Annotated in this window: 23 protein-coding genes; 3 read left to right on the forward strand and 20 right to left on the reverse strand. The window is 55.3% G+C overall.

All coding sequences use genetic code 11. The features are described 5' to 3' along the window. Positions 1 to 569: 569 nt before the first annotated feature. From sucD to sdhC, 8 genes are all read right to left on the reverse strand, one after another. The gene (gene sucD, locus IMQ33_RS21835; RefSeq protein ID WP_024483143.1) at positions 570 to 1,442 is read right to left on the reverse strand and encodes a succinate--CoA ligase subunit alpha; all 873 of its coding nucleotides are present in this window, start codon (positions 1,440 to 1,442) and stop codon (positions 570 to 572) included. Then, positions 1,442 to 2,608 carry an ADP-forming succinate--CoA ligase subunit beta gene (gene sucC, locus IMQ33_RS21840; protein ID WP_004949756.1) on the reverse strand — a complete coding sequence of 389 codons (1,167 nt, stop codon included), beginning with the start codon at positions 2,606 to 2,608 and terminating at the stop codon, positions 1,442 to 1,444. Before sucC ends, sucD begins: the two co-directional genes overlap by 1 nt. Before the next feature lie 119 nt (positions 2,609 to 2,727). Continuing rightward, positions 2,728 to 3,939 carry a 2-oxoglutarate dehydrogenase complex dihydrolipoyllysine-residue succinyltransferase gene (odhB, locus tag IMQ33_RS21845; RefSeq protein ID WP_196062013.1) on the reverse strand — a complete coding sequence of 404 codons (1,212 nt, stop codon included), beginning with the start codon at positions 3,937 to 3,939 and terminating at the stop codon, positions 2,728 to 2,730. A 10-nt stretch (positions 3,940 to 3,949) separates the two neighbouring features. Beyond that, positions 3,950 to 6,766, reverse strand: a complete 2,817-nt coding sequence (sucA, locus tag IMQ33_RS21850; protein ID WP_024483146.1) for a 2-oxoglutarate dehydrogenase E1 component — start codon at positions 6,764 to 6,766, stop codon at positions 3,950 to 3,952. A gap of 256 nt (positions 6,767 to 7,022) precedes the next feature. Next, the gene (locus IMQ33_RS21855) at positions 7,023 to 7,739 is read right to left on the reverse strand and encodes a succinate dehydrogenase iron-sulfur subunit (RefSeq protein WP_021805271.1); all 717 of its coding nucleotides are present in this window, start codon (positions 7,737 to 7,739) and stop codon (positions 7,023 to 7,025) included. Positions 7,740 to 7,755: 16 nt separating this feature from the next. After that, positions 7,756 to 9,522, reverse strand: coding sequence for a succinate dehydrogenase flavoprotein subunit (sdhA, locus tag IMQ33_RS21860; protein ID WP_024529344.1), 1,767 nt, complete (start codon positions 9,520 to 9,522; stop codon positions 7,756 to 7,758). Next, positions 9,523 to 9,870, reverse strand: coding sequence for a succinate dehydrogenase membrane anchor subunit (gene sdhD / locus IMQ33_RS21865; RefSeq protein ID WP_021805273.1), 348 nt, complete (start codon positions 9,868 to 9,870; stop codon positions 9,523 to 9,525). Further along, the gene (sdhC, locus tag IMQ33_RS21870) at positions 9,864 to 10,253 is read right to left on the reverse strand and encodes a succinate dehydrogenase cytochrome b556 subunit (protein WP_024483149.1); all 390 of its coding nucleotides are present in this window, start codon (positions 10,251 to 10,253) and stop codon (positions 9,864 to 9,866) included. The genes sdhD and sdhC overlap by 7 nt, the downstream gene beginning before the upstream one ends. A gap of 646 nt (positions 10,254 to 10,899) precedes the next feature. On the opposite strand from sdhC, the gene IMQ33_RS21875 reads away from it, so the two are divergent. Then, the gene (locus IMQ33_RS21875; protein ID WP_021805275.1) at positions 10,900 to 12,189 is read left to right on the forward strand and encodes a citrate synthase; all 1,290 of its coding nucleotides are present in this window, start codon (positions 10,900 to 10,902) and stop codon (positions 12,187 to 12,189) included. Between the two features lie 87 nt (positions 12,190 to 12,276). On the opposite strand, the gene nei is transcribed toward IMQ33_RS21875, so the two are convergent. The 12 genes from nei to IMQ33_RS21935 form a co-directional block, all read right to left on the reverse strand. After that, positions 12,277 to 13,068: an endonuclease VIII gene (gene nei / locus IMQ33_RS21880; protein ID WP_196062014.1), complete on the reverse strand. Its 792-nt coding sequence runs from the start codon at positions 13,066 to 13,068 to the stop codon at positions 12,277 to 12,279. A 72-nt stretch (positions 13,069 to 13,140) separates the two neighbouring features. Further along, entirely contained in the window at positions 13,141 to 13,785 is a 645-nt protein-coding gene (gene pcp, locus IMQ33_RS21885; RefSeq protein ID WP_065686437.1) for a pyroglutamyl-peptidase I, read from the reverse strand. Positions 13,786 to 13,793: 8 nt separating this feature from the next. After that, positions 13,794 to 14,801: a DUF979 domain-containing protein gene (locus IMQ33_RS21890; RefSeq protein WP_024483152.1), complete on the reverse strand. Its 1,008-nt coding sequence runs from the start codon at positions 14,799 to 14,801 to the stop codon at positions 13,794 to 13,796. Further along, positions 14,798 to 15,529, reverse strand: a complete 732-nt coding sequence (locus IMQ33_RS21895; RefSeq protein WP_021805279.1) for a DUF969 domain-containing protein — start codon at positions 15,527 to 15,529, stop codon at positions 14,798 to 14,800. Before IMQ33_RS21895 ends, IMQ33_RS21890 begins: the two co-directional genes overlap by 4 nt. Before the next feature lie 66 nt (positions 15,530 to 15,595). Beyond that, the gene (pxpA, locus tag IMQ33_RS21900) at positions 15,596 to 16,333 is read right to left on the reverse strand and encodes a 5-oxoprolinase subunit PxpA (RefSeq protein ID WP_074027941.1); all 738 of its coding nucleotides are present in this window, start codon (positions 16,331 to 16,333) and stop codon (positions 15,596 to 15,598) included. Then, a complete protein-coding gene (gene pxpC, locus IMQ33_RS21905; RefSeq protein WP_024529340.1) occupies positions 16,330 to 17,256 on the reverse strand; it encodes a 5-oxoprolinase subunit PxpC in 927 nt (308 codons plus the stop codon). The genes pxpA and pxpC overlap by 4 nt, the downstream gene beginning before the upstream one ends. Then, a complete protein-coding gene (pxpB, locus tag IMQ33_RS21910; RefSeq protein WP_024483155.1) occupies positions 17,250 to 17,906 on the reverse strand; it encodes a 5-oxoprolinase subunit PxpB in 657 nt (218 codons plus the stop codon). The genes pxpC and pxpB overlap by 7 nt, the downstream gene beginning before the upstream one ends. A gap of 224 nt (positions 17,907 to 18,130) precedes the next feature. Next, positions 18,131 to 18,874, reverse strand: a complete 744-nt coding sequence (locus IMQ33_RS21915) for a type 2 GTP cyclohydrolase I (RefSeq protein ID WP_024529338.1) — start codon at positions 18,872 to 18,874, stop codon at positions 18,131 to 18,133. 17 nt (positions 18,875 to 18,891) lie between these two features. Continuing rightward, a complete protein-coding gene (locus tag IMQ33_RS21920) occupies positions 18,892 to 19,872 on the reverse strand; it encodes an MBL fold metallo-hydrolase (protein ID WP_098928205.1) in 981 nt (326 codons plus the stop codon). Positions 19,873 to 19,894: 22 nt separating this feature from the next. Further along, complete coding sequence (phrB, locus tag IMQ33_RS21925; RefSeq protein WP_196062015.1) at positions 19,895 to 21,319, reverse strand: deoxyribodipyrimidine photo-lyase; 1,425 nt, start codon at positions 21,317 to 21,319, stop codon at positions 19,895 to 19,897. A 15-nt stretch (positions 21,320 to 21,334) separates the two neighbouring features. Further along, complete coding sequence (locus tag IMQ33_RS21930; RefSeq protein ID WP_196062016.1) at positions 21,335 to 22,288, reverse strand: 2-thiouracil desulfurase family protein; 954 nt, start codon at positions 22,286 to 22,288, stop codon at positions 21,335 to 21,337. A gap of 122 nt (positions 22,289 to 22,410) precedes the next feature. Continuing rightward, complete coding sequence (locus IMQ33_RS21935) at positions 22,411 to 22,617, reverse strand: YbfA family protein (RefSeq protein ID WP_024529334.1); 207 nt, start codon at positions 22,615 to 22,617, stop codon at positions 22,411 to 22,413. Between the two features lie 431 nt (positions 22,618 to 23,048). Here IMQ33_RS21935 and IMQ33_RS26440 point away from each other — a divergent pair, with 431 nt between their 5' ends. Beyond that, positions 23,049 to 23,138 (forward strand): K(+)-transporting ATPase subunit F, encoded by a 90-nt coding sequence (locus IMQ33_RS26440; RefSeq protein WP_037375124.1) that lies wholly within the window; start codon positions 23,049 to 23,051, stop codon positions 23,136 to 23,138. Beyond that, positions 23,138 to 24,826: a potassium-transporting ATPase subunit KdpA gene (gene kdpA / locus IMQ33_RS21945; RefSeq protein ID WP_065686432.1), complete on the forward strand. Its 1,689-nt coding sequence runs from the start codon at positions 23,138 to 23,140 to the stop codon at positions 24,824 to 24,826. The genes IMQ33_RS26440 and kdpA overlap by 1 nt, the downstream gene beginning before the upstream one ends. The last annotated feature ends 4 nt before the right edge of the window (positions 24,827 to 24,830 follow it).

Here is a 24,830-nt window from a genome sequence, read left to right on the forward strand (position 1 = left end):
CGGGTAACAAATGCAACAAGATCAACCATCCATAATTACACAATGGCATGATACTCGCCAAAGCCCATACAATAAATAGGTATTTGCGTGACGCAGGTTGGACTTTTGGCTACAGGTCAAAAATCAGCCTAAATAGGTAGCTAGGCCTATATTGATCTAAAACAATTTAAGCCTATCTGCATATTATTGCTAGGCTCATTACACATTTTACTGTAATTTCCCAGCGCCTATGTTAAGCAATGGTTTAATTGTTTTTTATTGATATCTTTGTGTTAAATAAATGTAATTTAAAATACCCCCAATTGTATTACTTCAGCATTACCATTCGATAGATATTAACTTTTTATTTTCAATGGCGATTGCAGTGAGTTAACTCACAAATCTGCTTTTTGCTAAGTAATCATAGACCATGTTGCGAGGTTGATCCCAGAACCTGCAAATACTGAGTGGTCAGCTCGCACCTCCTGCAACAATGCCTTGCAAAACTCCCTTCCCTCTCAGTGACATATAAAAAAAGGCCGCCCAAAGGCGGCCAAACATGTCGAGATATTATTATTTGCTATAGGGTACTAACGATTCAGGATCGCCTTCACTGCATCACCGATATCAGCCAGGCTGCGTACGGTTTTCACCCCTGCCGCTTCCAGAGCCGCGAACTTCTCATCCGCAGTCCCTTTGCCGCCGGCAATGATGGCGCCAGCATGGCCCATACGCTTGCCTTTAGGTGCAGTAACACCGGCGATATAGCCCACCACCGGCTTGGTGACGTGCTCTTTGATATAGGCCGCCGCTTCTTCTTCCGCGCTGCCGCCAATTTCACCGATCATGACGATGGCTTCGGTCTGCGGATCTTCCTGGAACAACTTCAGGATATCGATAAAGTTGGAACCCGGGATCGGGTCACCACCGATACCGACGCAGGTAGACTGCCCCAGACCGGCGTCAGTGGTTTGTTTTACCGCTTCATAGGTCAGGGTACCTGAACGGGAAACGATGCCCACCTTGCCTGGCAGGTGGATATGGCCAGGCATGATACCGATCTTGCATTCGCCCGGGGTGATTACACCTGGGCAGTTCGGGCCGATCATGCGCACACCGGCTTCATCCAGCTTCACTTTCACGGTCAGCATATCCAGAGTTGGGATACCTTCGGTGATGGTGATGATCAGTTTGATGCCTGCATCGATGGCTTCCAGAATGGAGTCTTTGCAGAATGGCGCTGGCACGTAGATAACAGACGCGGTAGCGCCAGTTGCTTCAACCGCTTCACGCACGGTATTGAACACAGGCAGACCCAGGTGCTGAGTACCGCCTTTGCCTGGAGTCACGCCACCAACCATTTTGGTGCCGTAAGCGATAGCTTGTTCGGAGTGGAAGGTCCCTTGGCTACCGGTGAAACCCTGGCAGATTACTTTGGTGTTCTTATCGATTAAAATGGACATTATTTACCCTCCACTGCCGCAACAACTTGCTGAGCCGCATCAGTCAGGCTGGTCGCAGCAATGATATTCAAACCGCTGTCCGCCAGTTTCTTGGCGCCCAGTTCGGCGTTGTTCCCTTCCAAGCGCACGACGACCGGGACGTTAACGCCCACTTCGGCTACCGCGCCAATGATACCGTCGGCGATCAGATCGCAACGCACGATGCCACCGAAGATGTTAACCAGTACCGCTTTCACCTTGTCGTCAGACAGGATGATTTTGAAGGCTTCGGTCACGCGTTCTTTGGTTGCGCCACCGCCCACATCCAGGAAGTTGGCTGGTTCGCCACCGTGCAGTTTCACGATGTCCATGGTACCCATCGCCAGACCGGCACCGTTCACCATGCAACCGATGTTACCGTCGAGGGCAACATAGTTCAGTTCCCACTGGGCCGCACGGGATTCACGCTCATCTTCCTGAGAAGGGTCACGCATTTCACGCAGTTCGGACTGGCGGAACAGGGCGTTACCATCGGCACCCAGCTTACCATCCAGGCAGATCAGATCGCCCTGCTTGGTCACGACCAGCGGGTTGATCTCAACCATCGCCAGATCGCGCTCCAGGAACAGCGTTGCCAGACCCATAAAGATTTTGGCAAACTGGCCGACTTGCTTGCCGGTCAGGCCCAGTTTGAATGCCAGCTCACGCCCCTGGTAAGGCTGTGGGCCTGCCAGCGGGTCGATGGTCATTTTGTGGATCAGTTCCGGGGTCTCTTCCGCAACTTTCTCAATTTCAACGCCGCCTTCGGTGGAAGCCATAAACACTACGCGACGGCTGGCACGGTCAACTACCGCCCCCAGATACAGCTCTTTATCGATGTCGGTGGCCGCTTCTACCAGGATCTGGTGAACCGGCTGGCCCAGCGCATCGGTCTGATAGGTCACCAGGCGTTTACCCAGCCAGGCTTCGGCAAAAGCACGGATATCTTCTTTGCTGTTAACGACTTTAACGCCACCAGCTTTACCACGGCCGCCAGCATGAACCTGACATTTTACCACCCACGGGCCGGAGCCGATTTTAGATGCGGCTTCTTCTGCTTCACGCGGAGTGGTACAGGCGTAACCGGTTGGTGCTGGCATGCCATACCGAGCAAACAGCTGTTTTGCCTGATATTCGTGTAAATTCATGATGTTCTATCCATTCAGGTCAGAAAGTTTTAGCCGGGTCACTTTCGCGGTATTCCGCATGACTTATCGGCCACATAGCACAGGGTGTGGGCGCGGCAAAAACCGCGCCCATGCAGGGATTAAACGTCCAGCAGCAGACGAGCCGGATCTTCCAGCATGTCTTTCACCGTCACCAGATAACTCACCGACTCTTTGCCATCGATCAGACGATGATCGTAAGACAGAGCCAGATACATCATCGGCTGGATCACAACCTGACCATTGACCGCCATTGGGCGATCCTTGATGGCGTGCATACCCAGGATGGCGCTCTGCGGTGGGTTGATAATCGGGGTAGACATCAATGAACCGAAGACGCCGCCGTTGGTAATGGTGAAGTTACCGCCGGTCAGCTCTTCCACGGTCAATTTGCCGTCACGGCCTTTGATTGCCAGCTCTTTGATTTTCTTCTCGATGTCCGCCATGCTCATGGAGTCGACGTCACGCAGTACCGGGGTTACCAGGCCACGTGGAGTCGATACCGCAATGCTGATATCGAAGTAGTTGTGGTAAACCACGTCGCTACCGTCGATAGAGGCGTTCACTTCCGGGAAGCGTTTCAGCGCTTCGACTACCGCTTTGATGTAGAAGGACATAAAGCCCAGACGTACACCGTGGCGTTTTTCGAAGGCTTCGCCGTACTGCTTGCGCAGATCCATGATCGGCTGCATGTTGATTTCGTTGAAGGTGGTCAGCATCGCGGTGCTGTTCTTCGCTTCCAACAGGCGCTCGGCCACGCGTTTGCGCAGGCGGGTCATAGGAACACGTTTTTCGCTACGGCCGCCCAAGGCTGGCTGAGGTGCCGCCGCTGCGGCAGCCGGTGCCGCTTTCTTGCTGGCAGCCAGGTGCGCTTCTACGTCTTCACGCGTGATACGTCCACCCACGCCGCTGCCTTTGATGGCGGCAGCATCGAGATCGTGTTCGGCAATCAGGCGGCGGATCGCCGGGCTGAGTGCGTCGTTGTTCTCTTCTTCCAGGCTGGCGGTTGCACGCTGTGCCGGAGTTGATTCAACGCTCTGAGCTTTCGCTTCGGTCGGCTTGCCAGAGCTGTCACCCTGACGGATACGCCCGAGAAGCTGACGTGAAGTCACGGTTGCGCCTTCGTCTTCCAGGATCGCTTCCAGTACACCGGCTTCGCTGGCCGGCACTTCCAATACAACTTTGTCGGTTTCAATTTCAACCAGCACTTCGTCACGCTGAACGGTGTCACCCGGTTTTTTATGCCAGGTGGCGACGGTCGCATCGGCAACGGATTCAGGGAGGTCAGGAACCAGAATATCTACGCTACTCATTAGCTTTCCTTTAAATTTTTTCTTCAATATTCAGCGCGTCATTCACCAGAGCCTGTTGCTGCTTCTGGTGTACGGACATATAACCCACCGCCGGAGAGGCAGAGGCTGGACGTCCTGCGTAACGTAAAGAGGCCCCAAATGGGATCACTTCACGGAAATTGTGTTGGCTGCAATACCAGGCGCCCTGGTTCAACGGCTCTTCCTGACACCAGACGAAATCATGCACGTGGGCATACTGTTCCAATACCGCCTGCACGGCCTGATGCGGGAACGGATACAGCTGCTCGATACGTACGATGGCCACGTCTTTCTGGTCGTTCTTGCGGCGTTGCTCCAGCAGATCGTAATAAACCTTACCAGAACACAGCACCACGCGTTTCACCGCTTTGGCATCCAGCTCGTCAATTTCGCCGATGGCTGGTTGGAAGGTGCCGTTTGCCAGTTCTTCCAGGGAAGAGACTGCCAGCGGATGACGCAGCAAGGACTTCGGTGACATCACCACCAGCGGACGGCGCATACCGCGCAACGCCTGACGGCGCAGCATGTGGTAGACCTGTGCCGGAGTGGATGGGATGCACACCTGCATGTTCTGTTCTGCACACAGCTGCAGGTAACGTTCCAGACGCGCAGAGGAGTGCTCTGGGCCCTGGCCTTCGTAACCGTGCGGCAGCAGCATCACCAGGCCACACATACGGCCCCACTTCTGCTCACCGGAGCTGATGAACTGGTCGATCACTACCTGAGCACCGTTGGCAAAGTCACCAAACTGCGCTTCCCAGATGGTCAGGGTGCGCGGTTCTGCGGTGGCGTAGCCATATTCAAATGCCAGAACGGCTTCTTCAGACAGCACTGAGTCCCAGACTTTGAATTCGCCCTGGCCGCTGTGGATATTAGCCAGCGGAACATAGACAGAACCATTTTTCTGGTTGTGCACCACCGCATGACGGTGGAAGAAGGTGCCACGGCCAGCATCTTCACCGGAAATACGGATCGGGATGCCTTCATCAGCCATGGTGGCGTAAGCCAGCGTTTCCGCTGCGCCCCAGTCGAACGGTTTGTTGCCTGCGGCCATCTCGGCACGATCGCCGTAGATTTTCGCGACGCGCGACTGCATTTCGATCGCTTCCGGTACGCTGCTGATGCGGCGAGCCAGTTCCTGCAGGCGCTTCATCTCAACCTTGCTTGGGTACTCTTCGTCCCACTCATGGTTCAGGTATGGCGACCAGGTAAAGGAGTGCAGGTTCATCGGACGCCACTCTTCAACCACGCAGTCACCGCGATCGAGAGCATCGCGATACAGGTTGACCATTTCCGTGGCATCTTCCAGGCTGGCAACCTTCTGTTCGGTCAGCACGTCAGCGTAGAGCTTGCGTGGCGTTGGGTGTTTCTTGATCTTCTGGTACATCACCGGCTGGGTAGCACTTGGCTCATCGGCCTCGTTATGCCCATGGCGACGGTAGCAGACCAGATCGATCATCACGTCACGTTTAAAGGTGTTACGGAAATCCAACGCCAGACGGGTGACAAAGGCCACCGCTTCCGGATCATCGGCATTCACGTGGAAGATAGGAGCCTGCACCATCTTGGCAATATCGGTACAGTATTGGGTGGAACGCGCGTCCAACGGGTTGGAAGTAGTGAAACCAACCTGGTTGTTGATGACGATACGCACCGTACCGCCAACTTCATAACCGCGAGCCTGCGACATGTTCAGGGTTTCCTGAACCACGCCCTGCCCGGTGATTGCCGCGTCACCATGAATGGTGATTGGCAGCACCATGTTGCTGCGCGCTTCGTCCAGACGGTCGCGGCGGGCACGTACAGAACCCATGACAACCGGGCTGACGATTTCCAGGTGCGACGGGTTAAACGCCAGCGCCAGGTGAACCATGCCGCCTTCGGTTTCCACGTCGGAAGAGAAGCCCTGGTGATATTTCACGTCACCGGTGCCCAGGTGTTCTTTATGTTTGCCGGCAAACTCGTCGAACAGGTCAGCCGGTTTTTTACCCAGCACGTTGATCAACACGTTCAGACGGCCACGGTGGGCCATACCCAGCACCACTTCACGCGTGCCGTTTTTGCCCGCGTGACGCACCATTTCTTTCAGCATCGGCACCAACGCGTCGCCACCTTCCAGCGAGAAGCGTTTGGCCCCAGGGAATTTTGCACCCAGGTAACGCTCCAGCCCTTCGGCTGCCGTCAGTTCGCTCAGGAAACGGCGTTTCTCATCGGTGGTGAAGCTGGCACGCCCCGCGACCGATTCAATGCGCTGCTGGATCCAGCGTTTCTCTTCGGTGTTGGTGATGTGCATATACTCGGCACCGATCGAGCCGCAGTAGGTCTGCTTCAGCGCCGCGTACAGATCGCTCAGCTTCATGGTTTCTTTGCCGATGGCAAAAGAACCCACGTTGAAGGTTTCCTGGAAGTCGGCTTCGGTCAGGTTGTGGTACGCCGGATCGAGATCGGGAACGCGCTCCTGTTTCCACAGATCTAACGGGTCGAGGTTGGCGTGCTGATGCCCACGGAAACGGAAGGCGTTGATCAGCTGCAATACCTTGACCTGCTTGGCATCGGTTTCAGGATCGTTGATGGTGGTGTTATAACGAGCAGAATCTTTCGCCAGGCGGCGGAAGTAATCTCGCGTTTGGGAGTGGAGCTGATCGGGTTTGACACCCGCAGTTGGTAGTTGCTGGAAAATGGAACGCCAACTATCTTCAACGGAGCTCGGATCGGTTAAAAAGTCTTCATAGAGCTGCTCTATGTAGGACTGGTTCGCGCCCGCCAGATAGGAGGAATCCAGCCAGGCCTTCATTGCGCCGTTCTGCATTTTGATCCCTTAAGCTTTAAAGCTTCAGTTTTCGCCGTGGTTAACATAATTACCGTAATGGTACGCTTAACGGTTCACTAGACGTGCTTATACCTAAGTGCACGTTCTGTTTTGGACCTTGCGGCCCCTTACAAGGAACCTCTAAAAACCGGCGGGACAAACCTGATTGCCTTTAACCACAATCACGGGTCAGTTTTTAGAGATCCCCTCTTGGGATGTGCGCCGGTAAAGCCCCCGGCGCAGCATCTCGTTCTGTTTATGCGCCGCGTTGCAGCAGCATAGACTTGATATGACCAATTGCACGGGTCGGATTCAAGCCCTTAGGACATACACTGACACAATTCATAATGCTATGGCAGCGGAAAACACTGAAAGCGTCGTTCAGATCGTCCAATCGTGCTTCAGTTTCCGTATCACGGCTGTCGATCAGGAAGCGGTACGCCGCTAACAGACCGGCCGGGCCAACAAACTTGTCAGGATTCCACCAGAACGATGGGCAAGAGGTGGAGCAACAGGCACAGAGAATACATTCGTACAATCCATCCAGTTTTTCCCGCTGATCCGGCGTTTGCAGGTGCTCACGCGCCGGAGGATTCTTGCCATCATTAATCAGGAACGGCTTGATCTTTTCATACTGGGTATAGAACTGCCCCATATCCACCACCAGATCGCGCACCACCGGTAAACCCGGCAGCGGGCGGATCACAATCTTGTTGTTGCCTTTACGCAACGACGAGACCGGGGTGATACAGGCCAGACCGTTCTTACCGTTCATATTGATGCCGTCTGAACCGCACACGCCTTCACGGCAAGAGCGGCGGAAAGATAAGGTCGGGTCCTTTTCTTTCAGCTGGATCAACGCATCCAGCAGCATCATGTCACGGCCTTCTTCCGCTTCCAGGCTGTAGTCCTGCATATGCGGGGCGCTATCGACATCCGGATTGTAGCGATAGATAGAGAATTCAAGTTTCATCAATCGAGCTCCGCAATTAGTAAGAACGCACTTTCGGCGGGAATGCCGCGCGCAGCTTCGGTTGCATGTTCACTTCACGACGCGTCATGCTTTCCGATTGCGGCAGATACAGCGAATGGCACAGCCAGTTGGCATCGTCACGCTCCGGGAAGTCGAAGCGGCTATGCGCGCCACGGCTCTCGGTACGGAAGTTGGCCGACACGGCGGTGGAATACGCGGTCTCCATCAGGTTATCCAACTCCAGGCATTCGATGCGCTGGGTGTTGAATTCGCTGGAGGTATCATCCAGGCGTGCGTTCTTCAGACGTTCACGGATCACTTTCAGCTCTTCCAACCCTTTCGCCATCGCATCACCTTCACGGAACACCGAGAAGTTATGCTGCATACAGGATTGCAGTGCCTTACGGATCTCCACCGGATCTTCACCAGAACGGGTGTTGTTCCAACGGTTCAGACGATCCAGCGAAGCTTCGACGTCCGATTCACTGGCTTCGCGGCTTTCGCCCTGCTCTGCCAACGACTCTTGCAGGTGCATACCGGCAGAGCGACCAAATACCACCAGATCCAGCAACGAGTTGCCACCCAGACGGTTGGCGCCGTGTACCGATACGCAGGCAATTTCGCCTACCGCGAACAGACCCGGGATCACCACGTCTTCGCCTTTCTCGTTCACGGTCAGCGCCTGGCCGGTCACTTTGGTCGGAATACCGCCCATCATATAGTGGCAGGTAGGAATGACCGGGATCGGCTCTTTCACCGGATCGACGTGGGCGAAGGTACGGGACAGCTCCAGAATACCCGGCAGGCGGGACTCCAGCACTTCTTTGCCCAGGTGATCCAGCTTCAGCTTGGCATGTGGGCCCCATGGACCGTCACAGCCGCGGCCTTCACGGATCTCAATCATGATCGAACGTGCCACAACGTCACGGCCCGCCAGATCTTTGGCATTTGGCGCGTAACGTTCCATGAAACGTTCGCCATGTTTGTTCAGCAGGTAACCACCTTCACCGCGACAACCTTCGGTGACCAGTACGCCAGCCCCGGCAATACCGGTTGGGTGGAACTGCCACATTTCCATATCCTGCACCGGTACACCGGCACGCAGCGCCATACCGACACCGTCACCGGTATTGATGTGGGCGTTGGTGGTGGATTGGTAAATACGGCCTGCCCCACCGGTAGCCAGAATAGTTGCCTTGGCTTTGAAGTACACAACCTCACCGGTTTCAATACAGATAGCGGTGGTACCGACTACCGCACCGTCCTGATTTTTCACCAGATCCAGCGCATACCACTCGGAGAAGATGGTGGTGTGGTTTTTCAGGTTCTGTTGATAAAGGGTGTGCAACAACGCGTGGCCGGTACGGTCTGCCGCCGCAGCGGTACGGGCCGCCTGCTCGCCACCAAAGTTCAGTGACTGGCCGCCAAACGGGCGTTGATAAATGCGGCCATCGTCCAGACGGGAGAACGGCAGGCCCATGTGTTCCAGTTCCAGAATCGCTTCCGGGCCGGTTTTACACATATATTCAATGGCGTCCTGGTCACCGATGTAGTCGGAACCCTTCACCGTGTCGTACATATGCCATTCCCAGTTGTCTTCGTGATTATTGCCCAAGGCTACGGTAATGCCGCCTTGTGCAGACACGGTATGGGAACGGGTCGGGAATACTTTGGAAAGCAGGGCACAGGTTGAGCCCGCCTGGGAAATCTGCAGCGCCGCGCGCATACCTGCGCCACCCGCACCGATAACAACTGCATCAAACTCTCTGATTGGCAGTTTCATTTATGCACCCCACACTACGATTGTTCCGTACAGTAAATAGACCAGCAACGTGACGACAATCGCCAGTTGCAGCACCAGGCGTAACGCCAGTGGCTTGATATAGTCCGTCAGCACCTGCCACATTCCCACCCAGGCATGAACCAGGATCGACAGCAATGTCAGCAAGGTGAATACTTTCGTAATGGAGGTGGCGAAGAAGCCGCGCCAGATTTCATAGGTGATGTCCGGAGCCGTAACCACGAAGCCCAGGATATAGAGAACATACAGGGTGATGACGATAGCGGAAGCACGCAGTAACAACCAGTCGTGTACGCCGTTACGTCCTAATGCAGAAACGTTGCTTACCATACGAGGACTCCAGCCAGAATTGACAGCACGACGGTCAGACCGAACGCCACCTGGGCAGAACGGGTACCTGCGGCTAAACTCTCTTCGATATAGCCAAAATCCATTAACAAGTGACGAATGCCACCGCAAATGTGATAGGCCAACGCGGTGAGGATCCCCCAGAAAATGAATTTCACGAAGAAGCTATTCATGATGGCGGCAGCGTGCAGGAAGCCCTCTTGAGAAGAGAGAGAGATACCCAGCAGCCAGAGGAGAATGCCCACGGCAACGAAAGTAATTACGCCAGAGACTCGGTGTAAGATGGACGCTATCGCAGTTACAGGAAACCGGATCGTTTGCAGATCCAGATTGACAGGTCTTTGTTTTTTCACGGTTTTGCCCACACAGCTCTTATTATTTTCCTTCCTCCGGACCTGGGTGGGGATCAGACAGCGTCCAAGAGTTTTCACTCTTACACCTCACGCGCTCAAACATCGACATCCTAGTGCTTAAACGGCGCGTAGTGATAACGCTGGGTGCTCCTACTTCAGGGTAATCCGGAGACCTGGCGGCAGTATAGGAGGTTCACATTCTTATTACAATTCCCATACAATCCCTTTGGTCACATTTCCCCAGAACAGTGATTTAGATCACGATTATTACATTTAGCACTAAATTAATTATCTGATTTGACAAGAGATCAACATTTCCATTACAAATAGGGCAGCAATCAACCCTATGATGCACTAGCGGTCACCGGATACACTTCCCCCTAAGCACAAGTTATGCAAGAGTGTAGCGATAGTGTATGTGGTTAACATTCCAAACAGATCGTAGGTAATGATTAAAAGAAAATAACGAATCCCGATGAATCGTTAACGGCTGCTAACCCGTCTTGTTCGCCTGGTGCAAACTCTGTCCCCTACCGGCGCAAATGCGCTGTCGCTCACAGAGTTAGCGTTCGCTCGACTTTAATGCGGGCAACCTGCGGAGATTTAAGGTATTTCAGTTGTTAGAGGTTTTTAAAATAAGGCGTTAAGGAGACTGTAAATGACTGATAAGAAAGCGACGCTAAGCATCAACAACGGCGAAGCTCCGATCGAACTGGGCGTACTCACCCCTTCACTGGGTCCTGATGTGATTGACGTACGCGCCCTGGGCTCCAAAGGTTATTTCACATTTGATCCCGGCTTTACTTCTACCGCTTCCTGTGAATCCAAAATCACGTTCATCGACGGCGACAAAGGTATCCTGCTGCACCGCGGCTTCCCGATTGAGCAGTTGGCAAAAGAGTCCTCCTACCTGGAGGTGTGCTACATCCTGCTGTACGGCGAAACCCCGAGTGCTGAAGAGTTCGAAACCTTCAAAACCACGGTAACCCGTCACACCATGATCCACGACCAGATCACCCATCTGTTCCGTGGTTTCCGCCGTGACTCGCACCCAATGGCGGTGCTGTGCGGGGTAACAGGTGCCCTGGCTGCGTTCTATCACGATGCGCTGGACGTCAACAATGAACGTCACCGTGAGATCACCGCGTTCCGCCTGCTGTCCAAAATGCCTACCGTGGCAGCGATGTGTTACAAATATTCTCTCGGCCAGCCGTTTGTTTATCCACGCAACGACCTGTCCTATGCCGGTAACTTCCTGCGCATGATGTTTGCTACACCTTGCGAAGAGTACGTGGTGAACCCGGTGCTGGAACGCGCCATGGATCGTATTCTGATCCTGCATGCCGACCATGAGCAGAACGCGTCCACCTCTACCGTGCGTACCGCCGGTTCATCCGGTGCCAACCCGTTTGCCTGTATCGCGGCCGGTATCGCTTCCCTGTGGGGGCCAGCGCACGGCGGTGCCAACGAAGCAGCACTGAAGATGCTCGAAGAGATCAAAACCGTTGAGCACATCCCTGAGTTCATCAAGCGCGCCAAAGACAAGAATGACTCGTTCCGTCTGATGGGCTTTGGCCACCGCGTGTACAAAAACTACGATCCACGCGCCACCGTGATGCGTGAAACCTGTCACGAAGTGCTGAAAGAACTGAACAAGAAAGACGACAACCTGCTGCAGGTCGCGATGGAACTGGAACACATCGCGTTGAACGACCCGTACTTCATCGAGAAGAAACTGTACCCGAACGTCGATTTCTATTCAGGTATCATCCTGAAAGCAATGGGTATTCCTTCTTCCATGTTTACGGTGATCTTCGCGATTGCCCGTACCATTGGCTGGATTGCCCACTGGAACGAAATGCACGACGAAGGCATCAAGATCGCTCGCCCACGTCAGCTGTATACCGGCTATGCCGAGCGTGAGTTCAAGTCTCAGGTTAAGAAGTAAGCTTTAGCAGGGGCGTCATATTCGCCCCAACTCGGCTAATGACCCTATCGACTTAACGCTGCCCCACTGGCAGCGTTTTTTTATGGGTTACTTCTGGCAAACCGGGCACCAATAGAACGGTCGCGAAGATAGCGCCGTTTTCTCGATCATTGCCCCACAGCGTGGGCAAGGCTCACCACTGCGATGAAACACCTTGAAGCTGAACAGCGTGCCATGATGGCGATTTTCATCTACCTGACCACGGGTCTGGTATGAAATACGTGGAATATCCAACAGCGCCTGCGCCAACTGATGCAGCGCATCAGGGGTGAGATCCTGCGGTTTATGCTTGGGTGCCAGTTCTGCCTGCCACAAAATCTCGGCTCGCAGGTAATTGCCCAGACCTGCCAGAAAAGACTGATCCAGCAGCATCCCGCCTAACTGGCGCTTACAAAACGCCGGCGATAACAGCCGCTGTTCCACCTGCTGTACGGTCAAAGCCATATCCAGCACATCAGGGCCAATACGCTTTAAGAACGGGTGTTGCTCAATCTCACCGCGCGGCGCAATGGTGATATCCGAAGCGCTGTACAACAAGATCGCCCACTCGGCAGTCTCCAGTCGTACGCGCAGATCGCGCTTGGTTTCTGGCGTTTCGCCCGCTCGCACCACCTTCCACACGCCGTAAAGCTGGTTGTGGCTGTACATGGTCAAACCGTTGGAAAAATCGGTTAACAAGGCTTTACCACGCGGTTCAATGACAGTGATACGTTCACCGACCAGCTCGCCCTGATAGTGTTTCAATTGCGGGAAAGCAAACCAGACTTCGGTCAGTGGCTGATCGATCATCACCGCCGCCAGCTTATCTGCCGCCCGGCGGATCTCCGGCCCTTCTGGCATGGACAACTCCTTGATTGAAAAGGGTCCGGCAAGCCGAACCCTAAGGTTAACATGGAGGTAGCATAAATCACCTCAATGCGTGGCGCCACCCACCACTTTCAAGTCATGCTCTACCTGCAAGGCAATCGAAATCGCCATTTCCAAAGCAAACAGCACCGTCTGTGCTGCCATACTCGGCGCACCAGGATGCTGTGCTGCCTGCTCAGGCAGGTAAGGGATATGGATAAAACCGCCCTTCACCACCTGCTGCCCGCTTAAGCGGTGTAACAGACCGTACATCACATGGTTACAGACATAGGTCCCGGCGGTTTGTGATACCGAGGCCGGAATGCCAGCCTCACGCATCGCATTTACCACCGCCTTGATCGGCAAGGTGCTGAAATAGGCCGCCGGGCCGTCAGCCACAATGGCCTGGTCGATCGGCTGCTGTCCCTGATTATCGGGAATACGCGCGTCATCGACGTTAATAGCGACGCGCTCCAGCGTGATGTCGGTGCGCCCCCCCGCCTGGCCGATCGCCAACACCATCGCTGGCTGAACTTCGTCAATGGCCGCGTTCAACACCGTCAACGCCTCACCGAAGACGCAAGGTAGCTGGCGTGCAATAATGTGCGCCCCGCCAAGCTCCAGATCGTTAAGCTGCTTCACTACCTCCCAGGATGGGTTGACACGCTCGCCGTCAAACGGCTCAAAGCCGGTAATCAATACTTTCTGCATGCGTTCTCCTAGAGGAACATCAGGAAATAAAGCAGGAATACGTTAACCAATAGCAACGTGACCCCGGTCGGTATCTGCGCCTTGATGACCGCATTCTTGTCCGGCAACTCCAGTAACGCCGCCGGTACAATATTAAAGTTAGCAGCCATTGGCGTCATCAACGTGCCGCAATAGCCGGAGAACATGCCGATAGCCGCCATCACCGCGGGGTTACCACCATGTTGCAGTACCAGGATCGGAATACCGATACCCGCAGTGACAATCGGGAAGGCCGCAAACGCGTTCCCCATGATCATGGTCAACACGGCCATACCGATGGCATACACCGCTACGGCGATAAAGCGGTTATCTACCGCCAGGTATTCCTGCGTTAAGTGGGAGATGGCCGTACCAACGCCCGCAACGGTGAACAGCAGGCCAAGAGTAGCCAGGATCTGCGGCAGGATGAAGGCCCAGCCGATGGAATCCAACAGACGACGAGCTTCCTGCACTGGCTGCGACATTTTCTCACGGGTCATCTTCACCGCAATAACCAGGCCAAGCAAACAGCCGAGGGTCATGGAGAACAGCGTGATCAAGGTGGAGTGGTTACCGCTGCCAAACACCGCCTGTTGCAAGGCCGGGATATTATTGAACAGCAGCACACCGATCACCGTGACGACCGGGATCGCCAGCGCCGGGATAAACAGACGGTTGCCCAAGCGTTTGGCACTGGTTTCGCGCTCTTGCTGGCTGCGCTGATGATAGCTGCCAAGACGCACACCGCCAAAACCGGCGATCAGAGCCATCACCACCACCAGAACCCCCACGGTGATATGCAGCTGACGTTTGGCTTCGGCCCCTGAGCCAAACAGCCCATAAGTCCAATCCCCCACCAGGAAGATCAATCCATACAAGGCCCAGAACAGACCGGTAGAGATACGACGTGGGTTGGCCTTATCGCCAAACGACATCGCGGCGACGATCAGTAATACCGCGCCCGCCAGCCAATAGAGATATTGTTGTTGGAATATCATTGGCCTTCTCCCTTGGCCTGCAACGCAGCCTGGTTAAGTTTGCTCAGTTCAGCGTTGAGTTGCTTGTCCATGCGGTACAAACGGAACGAGTGGATCAGGAAGGCAAAGATCGCCGTTGGGATCCCCCACAGCGCAATGTGCAGCGGTTCGGTCTGAATACCGCCGGATTCCAGCATAAAGTTATGCATAAAGATGATCGCGCCAAAGGCGACAAAAATGTCTTCGCCAAAGAACAGCCCGACGTTATCGGTCGCGGCAGACATTGCCCGCAGACGATAGCGCACACGTTCCGGCAGTTCCCCATAGCGGTTTTCCGTGGCCCCCTCCGCCATCGGTGCCAACAGCGGACGTACCATCTGAGGTTGGCCGCCCAGGCTGGTCAGCCCCATTGCCGCCGTCACTTCACGCACAAACAGGTAAACGATCAGTAAACGCCCTGCGGTGGCACTTTTGATTTTGGCAATCCACGCCTGCGCACGCTCTTTCAAGCCGTGGCGCTCTAACAGCCCGATAATCGGCAGCGGCAACAGCAGGATCAGCGGCAGGTTACGGGTATTGAGAAAGCCCTCGCCGAGCTTTTCCAAAATGACATCCAGCGGCATCAAAGCTGCCAGCCCGGTGATAATACCGGCGGCGATCACCACCAGCACCGGGTTAAAACGCAATACAAATCCAACCACGATGGCAGCGATGCCTATCAGTGGCCAGAGGTTTACCGCTTGTTCCATATTAACGTCCCTCTTGTCGCCCTCGGTCTTACGGGCAATGTTGTGTTTGCTGTAGTCATTATTTTTTTATGTGGCGCTGACGCCAATCTGCTGCTGAGCAAAGCTCTCTCTCAGCTTCCTGGCATAGGCCAGCGCATGTTCCCCGTCGCCGTGCAGGCAAACGGTTTCAGCCTTGACGGAGGCCCAGCCCCCCTCAATGGTTCGTACACGCTGGTGGCGAACCATTTCCAGCGTCTGTTGCAATGCCAGTTCATCACTGGCGATCAGTGCCCCAGGTTGCCCACGAGGTACCAATGTTCCATCGGCCTGATAGCCACGATCGGCAAACACTTCCTGCCGCGTCGCCAACCCCAGTTTTTCACCTGCGCGGATCAGCTCACTGCCAGCCAACCCCACCAAGCGTAACGAAGGATCTACCGCATACACTGCACGAGCGATGGCTTCGGCCAGTTCAGGCTCCACCGCAGCCTGGTTGTAGAGCATGCCGTGCGGTTTCACATGCACCATCACGCCGCCTTCAGCACGGGTAATGGCGGCCAGCGCACCCAACTGATACACCACTTGGGCATACACCGTTTCTACCGGTAACTGCATCCGGGTGCGGCCGAAGTTTTCCCGATCCGGGAAACTGGGATGGGCACCAATCGCCACACCGTATTGCAACGCCCAGCGCACCGATTGGCGCATGGTCTGGGCATCCCCGGCATGGAAGCCGCAGGCAATATTGGCCGAGCTGACCAACTGCAACAACGCTTCGTCATTGGCGCAACCTTCACCGAGATCGGCATTCAAATCGACGATCATTTAACCCCCCAGGCAATCTGTTGAATAAAGTGATCCTGCTCAGCCTTGGCGCGCTGCGCCTCTGCCAGGGTGCAGGGGATAAAGTGAAGCGCATCCCCCAGGCGGATCTGCGCCAAGTGGAACAGATCGGCCTCGATCACGCAGGCAATACGCGGGTATCCCCCGGTAGTCTGAGCATCGGCCATCAAGACGATAGGCTGACCGTTGTGTGGAACCTGGATGACGCCAGGTATCAGGCCATGGGAGAGCATTTCCCGTTCAGTGGTGCGCGTCAGGGCACTACCACCGTGCAGGCGATAACCCATGCGGTTACTCTGCGGACTGAGCTGCCAAGCAGTGCGCCAGAAATCGTCCTGCGCCTGTTGGCTGAACTCGTCATATTCCGGCCCGGTCAACACCCTTATCCGGTTGCTGAACAGCGGCTGTTTCACGCCGATGACCGTAGTCGGCAGCGCCTGCGGCTTACCCGCTGGCAGCAGGTCGCCTTCCTTCAACTGCCGACCTTCCAATCCACCAAAGCCCGCTTTCAGATCGGTGCTGCGTGAGCCCAGCATCTCCGGCACATTGATGCCACCAGACACCGCCAGATAGCTACGCATCCCGCGTTTAGGCATCTTCAGCGTCAGTTGCTGGCCTTTTTTTACCGGATAGCGCCAGCCCGTCCACAAAGATTTGCCGTCCAACTGAGCATCGCAGCCCGCACCGGTCAGCGCAATCCACCCATTATGGGTAAATTCGGCACTGAATTGCCCCAGCGTGATCTCTAACCCGGCCGCTTCAGCCGGGTTGCCCACCAGCAGGTTGGCTATTTTCAGCGCGGGGATATCCAAAGCGCCGCCCTGGCTGATGCCCAAACGCCGGAAGCCGTTACGCCCCAGGTCCTGGACGGTGGTGTAAATACCAGCTCGCAAGATCTTCAGCATACGCCCCCCTTTTGCGGTACAAAGCGCACGTTATCGCCCGGGCGCAGCAGCGTCGGCGGCATTTCATTAGGATTAAACAGCGCCAGTGGCGTGCGGCCAATCAGTTGCCAACCACCCGGCGTAACCAGCGGATAGATCCCCGTCTGGCCGCCACCGATCCCCACAGAACCCGCAGCAACAGACAGACGCGGTTCCGCTCGGCGAGGAGTGGCCAGACGCTCTGGCATCCCTCCCAGATAGGTAAAACCAGGTTGGAAGCCCAGGAAATAAACCACATACGCGGTCGATGAATGGCATTCCACCACCTGTTGCGGCGTCATGCCGGTATGGCGCGCCACCTCATCCAGGTCTGGGCCATATTCACCCCCATAGATCACCGGGATATCGACATCGCGGGACTCTGGCACCAGACTTTCGTTGCCTTCCCATCCTTGACGCAGCAGTTCCAGCATCGCCTCGGCATCGGCCTGCGGCGTATACAGCAACAGCGTCAGGTTATTCATTCCCGGCACCACTTCCCGCACGTCAGTGTGGTGATTTAACTTTTCTGCCAATGCCCAGATGCGCTGCTGACTTTGCAGCGTCACCGGGGGTGCCAATTCAAGCACTACAGCGCGTTCCCCTAGCAGGTAATATTGTGCTCGTTGCACCCCTATCTCCTTATACTCGTCGTGTTTCAAGCCGCAGCATGACTGACCGCTCACGAACGAATGAGCGGGTCACTGGGTAGCAACTTGAAGTTCACAGGGTATTTTATTATTTGAAAAGCGTATCAGTTATGCGGGACGTAACGTCGGCTGTCAAGAGAGCAACCTTCGGGAATATAAGGGATTAGCAGCGCTAAAGGGTTCGTTTTACCGAACCCATAGGCAAATCAGGCCGGATTGGGGATATCGATAAAGGTGACGTCAAAGCCGTGATGTTGCGCTAACCACTCGCCTAACGCCTTGATCCCACCGCGTTCCGTCGCGTGATGGCCGGCGGCAAAAAAGTGCACCCCCATCTCCCGCGCCGTATGAATCGTTTGCTCAGAAACCTCTCCGCTGATAAACGCATCAACGCCAAATCGCGCAGCGCTGTCGATAAATCCCTGGCCGCCACCGGTACACCAGGCCACCCGACGGATTGCCTGCGGAGCATTATCGCCACAGTGCAGTACCGCGCGGCCAAGACGGCTTTCGATACGCTGTTGCAGTTCACCTGCACTGAGCGGTTGCTCAAATTCTCCGTGCGGCACCAAAGGCTCGATCTCGCCGATCACGCGGATGCCCAACGCCTTTGCCAACTGCGCGTTATTACCCAGTTCCGGGTGTGCATCCAGCGGTAAGTGGTAGCCATACAGATTGATATCATTGCTCAGCAGAGTTTTCAGCCGGTTACGCTTCATGCCGCGCACCGCGGGTGCTTCGTTTTTCCAGAAGTAACCATGATGCACCACTATGGCATCCGCCTGATGTTCCACCGCCGCATCCAACAATGCCTGGCAGGCCGTCACTCCCGTCACAATGCGCTGCACATGCGCCCGCCCTTCCACCTGTAGGCCATTTGGCGCGTAGTCCTGGAAGGCCGCACAGTTGAGTTCGCTGTTGATCAGATGTTCCAGATCTAGGTTATGCATAGTCATCTCACTCTCATTCAAAATTGTTGCCGATCGCCCTGTTCCATCAGGATAAATTTCACCCCCAGATCGTTGCCCTGATCCAGCTGTTGCTTGATGGTAGCACGCACATCTTCTCCCTGTTTCAAGCTGGGCTTGATGTGGCTGATGATCACCGGCAGATCTTTTAACGATCCCTCTCCGCCGCTGTACTGCTGTAGATTTTTCAGCTCTTTCAGTAGCCAGGCCGGGGTCAGATGACCATACAGGTGCTTGTCATCCACCTCGTTCGGGTAAGAGGCTTCGATAATCATGCCCTTTAGCTTCTTCTGCTCAATCAGCGGCCCCAACTCGCGCCAGGCGCTATCCAAATTACGAGACTGCTCCAGCGCGTCCGGCCCGGTATCGCCAAAGTAGGCAAATGATCCTTCACGGTCGGCCACCAGCAACATCGATGAGGGATAGCGATCGTGGCTAAGGGGGTACATCACCCCGCTCAAACCGGTCAGGCCCAGGGTGACACGCTGCAGCGGGCGTACCGTTTGCAAACGGTAAGTGCCCAGCCGCGAGCCATTACCGGCATCGGTAAAGTTGGGCCAGGCTTTCCAGTTAAAATAGTGATTGCGTAGCGTCAATACGGTATCGGCCTGCGCATAAACGGTTTTCTTACTGTCTTGCGGTGAACCGAGGATCAGCCCAGCGACGTGATCCAGATGGCCGTGGCTAATGAAGTAACCGCCAATCAGTTGACGGAAAATATAGCCCTGTGGGGTGTAGGGAGCCGCCAGCTCGGGTGTGACCTGAGGAAAACTGCCCTTTTCCAGCCCTTTGGCAATCCCCGGCAGCAGCGTCCCGGCATCCAGTGCCAGATACTGCGTCTGGCTATCACTGCGGATCAGATAAGAAGTCAGATTGCCGTCGCTGACGCCACCGTCGACGCCCAGCGCCACTACGTCAAAACCGGCCACGGCCAACGCGGAATAGCCGCCCAGGCACAGGGCCAGTAGTTTCTTCATCATCAGGAAGCTCCTTGCTGTTACTTTAAAGTCCCCCTCGCTTGGCCGCTTCAAAAGCCGCCAACGTCTCCAGCCGAGCCTGCTGGTGTTGGACTATCGGCGGCGGATAATTCAGAACCTGCTGCTGCTTTTCCGCCCAGCGATGGGGTTGATGGAGCTCATTGTCCGGTACATCCGCCAGTTCAGGCAACCATTTACGGATAAAAGTGCCTTTTGGATCAAAACGTTCGCCCTGAGTGGTCGGGTTAAAGATGCGGAAATAAGGTGCGGCATCGGTGCCAGTAGAGGCGGCCCACTGCCAGCCACCGTTGTTGGCGGCCAGATCGCCATCCAGCAATTGGGACATGAAATACTGTTCACCTGCGCGCCAGTCGATCAGCAAATCCTTGACCAGGAAGCTGGCCACGATCATCCGCAGGCGATTATGCATCCAGCCGGTTTGATTGAGCTGACGCATGGCAGCATCGACAATCGGGTAACCGGTATTGCCCTGTTGCCAGGCCAGTAACGCCGCGTCGTTGCGTTGCCAGCATACCTTATCCGTCCAGGTGATAAAGGGACGGTGCTTGCATAACGCAGGATACGCCACCATCAGATGACGATAAAATTCTCGCCAGATCAGCTCATTAAGCCAACAGAAAGCACCACTTTGCGGATCTTCCAGCACATCAGGGCACTCGACGCGCAGACGGTTGACGCACTGGCGCGGGGAAATAACGCCAATAGCCAGATAGGGTGACAGATTGCTGGTGCCGGCAATGGCGGGCAAATCGCGCTGTGCGGCATAGTCTTGCACCTGCTCGCGGCAGAAAGCACGCAGCCTGTGCAATGCTGCCTCTTCGCCTGCGGGATAGGCCTCTCCCACTTCAGCCAAGGGATAATCGAACGCCGCCGCTGCGGTAAAACCAACGGCTTCCCCACGCGGGCGTGGGGCTGGCAGAGAGCTCACATCGGACTCGGTCAACCGCTGGAGAAAGGCTTTGCGAAAGGGCGTATAGACCTTGTACATCTCGCCGTTGCCGGTTTGCACGCTGCCGGGGGGCAACAGCAGGCTATCATCAAAGCTGTGGCAGCTCACCTGCCCGGCCAACGCCTGCTCAAGGCGGGCGTCACGTTGACGCTCATTGATTTCATACTGACGGTTGTAAAACAGGGCCGAGACCTGCTGGCGCTGGCAGAACTCCACCAGCCAGTTAACCGAACCGGCAAAATCGTCGCCCTGATGGCAAATCAGTTCAATGCCCCGAGCCGCCAGCGCCGCTTGTACCTGTAGCAGATTAGCGTGAATAAACGCCGCCTGGCGTGGTGCCATATTGTGCTGCCGCCATTGCGCGGGTGTAGCGATAAATACCGCCATTACCTTGGCTTGCGGATCGCTACAGGCGGCGGAGAGGGCTTTATTGTCCGTAATGCGCAGATCGTTACGCAACCAGACCAGATGCGTGGTCATAACACTCCTTGCGGGTTAATGGCCGTAGCGCAGGCGCAGCGCCTCCGGGTAGGGCTCAAAATAGCGCTGTTGCGCCAGATAGCTATCAGGATATTCGGCCATGTAATGTTTTAACAGCGTAATCGGTGCCAGCAGCGGTTGCATGCCCTGGCGATAGTGGTCGATAAGCCTGGCCAATTCCTGGCGCTGAGAGCTGCTGAGCTGGCGGCGGAAGTAACCCTGAACATGCATCAAGACGTTGGTGTGGTTGCGCCGTGTCGCCTTGTGTTGCAATAGCCTCATCAGGCGCTGGCGATATTCCACCGCAAAAGCGTCCAGCGACTCCCAGCGTTCAATATCCGCGACGAAACGCCCCAGCTCCCGGTACTCCGGCTGTGAATGCGCCAACAGTGAAAGTTTATAACGGCTATGAAAAGCGATCAGCCCGCCACGAGTTAACCCCTGGCCCCACAGCATATTCAGTTCATAAAGGGCAAACACCCGTTCGACAAAGTTTTCCCGCAGCACGGGGTCGGTCAGACGACCATCTTCTTCTACCGGCAACCACGGCATTTGCTGGAGCAGTTCAGCGGCAAACAGCCCAACGCCACTTTTACGCGCCCCCAGGCCGTTCTCGTCCCAGAGCTTGACCCGCTCCATTCCGCAAGTAGGCGATTTTGCGCAGACTATGTAACCGCATAAATGTTGCAACTGGCTAACCCGCAGCTCAGAGAACTGTTGCATCCGTTCGGTAAGATCTACATTGGGGTCATTGCTGTGGAGCAGCCGCGTCTGCTGTTGGTTTTTAACCAAACGCAGTGCAGGCCGTGGCGTTGGCAAGCCAATCGCCATTTCGGGACAAATCGGCTCAAACGTGACATAGGGCGCCAATTGTTCCACGGCAAATTCGCAGCGTTTATGGCCGCCATCGAAACGCACCGCACTGCCCAACAGGCAAGCGCTGATTCCGATAGGGATCTTGTTGCTCATATCTTGTCTCCCACCAACGGGTTAATGCTAGAAGTGTAGAGGAGTTAATGCGTTACTGCGGCTTAAAACGCAAAAACCCCCGCCAAAGGGGCGAGGGTTCTTAGTATTGCAACGGGCCAGGATTAATAAAAATCGCAGGACGCCGTTTCTGCCTGTTGCAGCCAGACCGGTTTATTGCTGGTTTTTGACCAGACGCGGTGTAAATAGCTGTAAAAACGTGCGCGATCGGCACGGAACAGCATCACCGGCAAGGCAAGAACACCGACCAGAATCACTGCGCTACGGCGCAGGAGGACCCGATGCAACGGATAGGCTTGGTAGTTAGACATACGAACCTCCTTAAAAACATCCACGCCAGGTTGTCAGGACCCGACGCAATGCAAAACGATAAATGATGGCCAATTGGAAACTGAACAAAATATTACCGCATAGGGTGTAATTTTACAACTCATCCGACCACTAAAATGCGCAAAAAGAGCACAAAAAAGGCCTCCGCAACGTAATTTTGTTACATCAAGGTTAATAACTAACTTAACATTGGTTACATTGTGGTTTCTTGGCGTTGCCGGGGTCGTTAAACGGATTTTTATGCCAACACCCCCTCCGCCCACGCCCTTGCTGCGTATAAAACCGCCATTTTTTGCCGTTATTTCAATCATTTTTATACTTTTTTTACACCCGGCCACGCTATTTTTTCATCTTCTTTCTACTGCCCTCCCTACACTCAGGCTATCAAAAACAACACCTCTGGAGGTGTCCCGTGAGTTTCAGCGTTATTGGTGGTGCGCTGTTGGTTCTGCTGCTGTTGGGCTATCTGGTTTATGCCCTGTTTAATGCGGAGGACTTCTGATGGCAGCTTCAGCCTTCTTGTTGATCGCCAGCTTTGTGCTGGTGCTTCTGGTGCTGGCCCGTCCCCTGGGCAGCTTTATGGCTCGCCTGATCGAGGGAGAGCCGCTACCGGTGCTGCGCCATGTGGAAGCAGCCGTCTGGCGTTGCTGTGGTAATGACACCGCCGAGATGACCTGGTGGCAATACGCACTGGCGATCCTGTGGTTCAATATCCTCGGTTTGGTGCTGCTGTTGGTGCTGCTGATGGCACAGGGTTCCTTACCGCTCAACCCGCAAGGGTTCCCCGGTTTATCTTGGGATCTGGCGTTCAACACCGCCGTCAGCTTCGTCACCAATACCAACTGGCAGGCCTACAGCGGGGAAAACACCCTCAGCTATCTCAGCCAGATGGCCGGATTGACGGTACAGAACTTCCTGTCTGCCGCCACCGGTATCGCCGTTGCCTTTGCCCTGATCCGGGCCTTTGCACGCCGTTCCAGCGCCACCATCGGTAACGCCTGGATTGATATCCTGCGCATTACTCTCTATGTGCTGCTACCGCTGTCACTGCTGATCGCGCTGTTCTTCGTCAGCCAGGGAACATTGCAGAACTTCCTGCCTTACCTGCATGTGACCACGCTGGAAGGAGCACAGCAGACCTTGCCAATGGGGCCAGTGGCTTCTCAGGAAGCGATCAAGATGCTCGGCACCAACGGTGGCGGCTTCTTCGGTGCAAACTCGGCGCATCCGTTTGAAAACCCCACCGTATTGACCAACTTTGTGCAGATGCTGGCGATCTTCCTGATCCCTTGCGCCCTGTGCTTCGCCTTTGGTCAGGTGTCTGGTGAAAACCGTCAGGGTCACGCGCTGATCTGGGCCATGGCGCTGATCTTTATCGTTGCGGTGATCGTGGTGATGAACGCTGAACTGGCTGGCAACCCGCATCTGAGCGCGCTTGGCAGTAGCAGCAACATCAATATGGAAGGTAAAGAGTCCCGCTTTGGCATTCTCGCCAGCAGCATGTTCTCAGTGGTGACCACTGCGGCCTCCTGCGGTGCGGTCAACGCCATGCATGACTCCTTTACCGCGCTGGGTGGCATGGTGCCGATGTGGCTGATGCAGATTGGCGAGGTCGTGTTCGGCGGCGTCGGTTCCGGCCTGTACGGCATGCTGCTGTTCGTGCTGCTGACGGTGTTTATCGCCGGGCTGATGATTGGCCGCACGCCGGAATATCTCGGCAAGAAGATCGATGTTTATGACATGAAGATGACCGCGCTGGCAATCCTGGTGACGCCGACCTTGGTACTGCTGGGCACCGCGTTGGCAATTGCTACCGACGCTGGCCGTGCTGGCATCCTCAACCCAGGGGCGCATGGCTTCAGTGAAGTGCTGTATGCCTTCTCTTCGGCAGCCAACAACAACGGTAGCGCCTTTGCTGGCCTGAGCGTCAACACGCCGTTCTACAACCTGCTGCTGGCCTTGGCGATGTTTGTTGGCCGCTTCGGGGTGATCCTGCCGGTGCTGGCCATTGCGGGTTCGCTGTGTGTCAAAAAACGCCAACCGGCGGGTAACGGCACGCTGCCAACCTACGGGCCACTGTTTATCGGCCTGTTGGTCGGTACCATCCTGCTGGTCGGTGCCTTGACCTTTGTCCCAGCACTGGCGCTAGGCCCGGTAGCCGAACATTTACAACTGTGGTTGGCCAATTAACAGT

Source organism: Serratia sp. Res13-Sevr-LER1-36-b (assembly GCF_015673035.1).
Taxonomy (GTDB): Bacteria; Pseudomonadota; Gammaproteobacteria; order Enterobacterales; family Enterobacteriaceae; genus Chania; species Chania fonticola_C.

What these genes read in the sequence shown, in the direction of transcription:
- sucD (WP_024483143.1), bottom strand. Translation starts at nt 1,442, where the DNA reads ATGTCCATTTTAATCGATAAGAACACCAAAGTAATCTGCCAGGGTTTC.
- sucC (WP_004949756.1), bottom strand. Translation starts at nt 2,608, where the DNA reads ATGAATTTACACGAATATCAGGCAAAACAGCTGTTTGCTCGGTATGGC.
- odhB (WP_196062013.1), bottom strand. Translation starts at nt 3,939, where the DNA reads ATGAGTAGCGTAGATATTCTGGTTCCTGACCTCCCTGAATCCGTTGCC.
- sucA (WP_024483146.1), bottom strand. Translation starts at nt 6,766, where the DNA reads ATGCAGAACGGCGCAATGAAGGCCTGGCTGGATTCCTCCTATCTGGCG.
- IMQ33_RS21855 (WP_021805271.1), bottom strand. Translation starts at nt 7,739, where the DNA reads ATGAAACTTGAATTCTCTATCTATCGCTACAATCCGGATGTCGATAGC.
- sdhA (WP_024529344.1), bottom strand. Translation starts at nt 9,522, where the DNA reads ATGAAACTGCCAATCAGAGAGTTTGATGCAGTTGTTATCGGTGCGGGT.
- sdhD (WP_021805273.1), bottom strand. Translation starts at nt 9,870, where the DNA reads ATGGTAAGCAACGTTTCTGCATTAGGACGTAACGGCGTACACGACTGG.
- IMQ33_RS21875 (WP_021805275.1), top strand. Translation starts at nt 10,900, where the DNA reads ATGACTGATAAGAAAGCGACGCTAAGCATCAACAACGGCGAAGCTCCG.
- nei (WP_196062014.1), bottom strand. Translation starts at nt 13,068, where the DNA reads ATGCCAGAAGGGCCGGAGATCCGCCGGGCGGCAGATAAGCTGGCGGCG.
- pcp (WP_065686437.1), bottom strand. Translation starts at nt 13,785, where the DNA reads ATGCAGAAAGTATTGATTACCGGCTTTGAGCCGTTTGACGGCGAGCGT.
- IMQ33_RS21890 (WP_024483152.1), bottom strand. Translation starts at nt 14,801, where the DNA reads ATGATATTCCAACAACAATATCTCTATTGGCTGGCGGGCGCGGTATTA.
- IMQ33_RS21895 (WP_021805279.1), bottom strand. Translation starts at nt 15,529, where the DNA reads ATGGAACAAGCGGTAAACCTCTGGCCACTGATAGGCATCGCTGCCATC.
- pxpA (WP_074027941.1), bottom strand. Translation starts at nt 16,333, where the DNA reads ATGATCGTCGATTTGAATGCCGATCTCGGTGAAGGTTGCGCCAATGAC.
- pxpC (WP_024529340.1), bottom strand. Translation starts at nt 17,256, where the DNA reads ATGCTGAAGATCTTGCGAGCTGGTATTTACACCACCGTCCAGGACCTG.
- IMQ33_RS21915 (WP_024529338.1), bottom strand. Translation starts at nt 18,874, where the DNA reads ATGCATAACCTAGATCTGGAACATCTGATCAACAGCGAACTCAACTGT.
- IMQ33_RS21920 (WP_098928205.1), bottom strand. Translation starts at nt 19,872, where the DNA reads ATGATGAAGAAACTACTGGCCCTGTGCCTGGGCGGCTATTCCGCGTTG.
- phrB (WP_196062015.1), bottom strand. Translation starts at nt 21,319, where the DNA reads ATGACCACGCATCTGGTCTGGTTGCGTAACGATCTGCGCATTACGGAC.
- IMQ33_RS21930 (WP_196062016.1), bottom strand. Translation starts at nt 22,288, where the DNA reads ATGAGCAACAAGATCCCTATCGGAATCAGCGCTTGCCTGTTGGGCAGT.
- IMQ33_RS21935 (WP_024529334.1), bottom strand. Translation starts at nt 22,617, where the DNA reads ATGTCTAACTACCAAGCCTATCCGTTGCATCGGGTCCTCCTGCGCCGT.
- kdpA (WP_065686432.1), top strand. Translation starts at nt 23,138, where the DNA reads ATGGCAGCTTCAGCCTTCTTGTTGATCGCCAGCTTTGTGCTGGTGCTT.